Origin of the sequence: Kitasatospora sp. NPDC101157 (assembly GCF_044768255.1) — a bacterium.
Classification (GTDB): domain Bacteria; phylum Actinomycetota; class Actinomycetes; order Streptomycetales; family Streptomycetaceae; genus Kitasatospora.
The window spans coordinates 1-1452 of sequence record NZ_JBIWPL010000072.1 but is presented as its reverse complement, the minus strand read 5'-3'; the positions used below and the strand labels follow the sequence as shown (position 1 = coordinate 1452).

Sequence of the window (1452 nt, the reverse complement as noted above, 5' to 3'; positions counted from 1 at the left end):
TAGTACTCCAGTGTGACTTCGTGATCTCGCGCCGGGGCCGGGTGGGAACGGGAACGGCCACCGCGTGATCATCAAGGGTTGTGTGGACTCATGACGATCATGCGGTGGCCGCGGGTCACAGCATAGACGTAGCCCGTTGGCGGGCGATGTTCGACCAGGCGATGGCCCGGATTGCGGGCCGGTTCAAGCGGGTGGAGCCGCGGGCGACCGCTCGTGCCTTCGTGCTCGCCCTGCTGTCCGGCGTCGAGCGGAAGAACTGCTGGCACCTGGCCGAGCGGGCCGGCCATGCCCGCCCCGGCCCGATGCAACGGCTGCTACGAACCACCCGCTGGGACGCCGACGCGGTCCGCGACGACATCCGCGCCTACGTCCTGGAACACCTCGGCGCCGACGACGGCGTCCTGATCGTGGACGAGACCGGCTTCCTGAAGAAAGGCACCGCCTCGGCCGGCGTGCAGCGCCAGTACACCGGCACCGCCGGGCGGATCGAGAACACGCAGGTCGGCGTCTTCCTCGCCTACGCCTCCAGCAGAGGACGAGCGTTGATCGACCGTCGCCTCTACCTGCCCGACGCCTCGTGGTGCCAGGACACCGAGCGCCGAACCCGCGCCGGAGTGCCCGACCAGGCCCAGTTCGCGACCAAGCCCACGCTGGCCGGGCAGATGATCGCCGCGGCGCTGGACGCCGGGATCGGCGCCTCATGGGTGACCGGTGACGAGGCCTACGGCCAAGATCCCGGCCTGCGCGCCCTGTTGGAGTCCCGTGGGACCGGCTACGTCCTTGCCGTCGCCTGCAGCACGCGGGTGCGGATCAACCAGGGGCGAACCGCTGCCCGCGCGGATGCGGTGGCCGACCGCCTGCCCGCCTCGGCCTGGCACCGGCAGAGTGCCGGAGCCGGGGCGAAGGGACCGCGCTACTACGACTGGGCCTGGATCGAGATCGGTACCGACGGCCACCGGCACCTGCTGATCCGCCGCAACCCGCACAGCGGCGAACTCGCCTTCTACCTGTGCTGGTCCCCGAGACGAGTGCCACTGTCCGAGCTGGTCCGGGTCGCCGGAACCAGGTGGTGCATAGAGGAGTGCTTCCAGGCCGCGAAAGGCCAGGTCGGCCTGGACCACTACCAGGTCCGCCATTGGACCGCCTGGCACCGGCACATCACCCTCGCCATGCTCGCCCTGGCCTTCCTTGCCGTCCTCGCCGCCGACGCGACGCCGGCAAGGACCGCACAACCGAACCGGCCCGCCCGCAGCACCGACCCGATCGACCTGACCGTCCCCGAGATCCGCCACCTGCTCGGCGCCTTCCTGGCTCCACCGCACACCTCCCCTAGCAGCCTGCTGACCTGGTCAAACTGGCGCAGGATCCACCAAGCAACCGCCCGCCGCAGCCACTACCGGCGACGCCTCGCCGAGCCCTCAACCGGATAGATCACGAAGTCACACTGGAGTA

1 protein-coding gene is annotated in these 1452 nt (G+C 70.1%); it reads left to right on the top strand.

Annotated elements, in window-relative coordinates:
• The first annotated feature begins 146 nt into the window (after nucleotides 1-146).
• Nucleotides 147-1430, top strand: a complete 1284-nt coding sequence (locus ACIRVF_RS42930) for an IS701 family transposase (protein ID WP_402830700.1) — start codon at nucleotides 147-149, stop codon at nucleotides 1428-1430.
• The last annotated feature ends 22 nt before the right edge of the window (nucleotides 1431-1452 follow it).

What these genes read in the sequence shown, in the direction of transcription:
- ACIRVF_RS42930 (WP_402830700.1), top strand. Translation starts at nt 147, where the DNA reads ATGTTCGACCAGGCGATGGCCCGGATTGCGGGCCGGTTCAAGCGGGTG.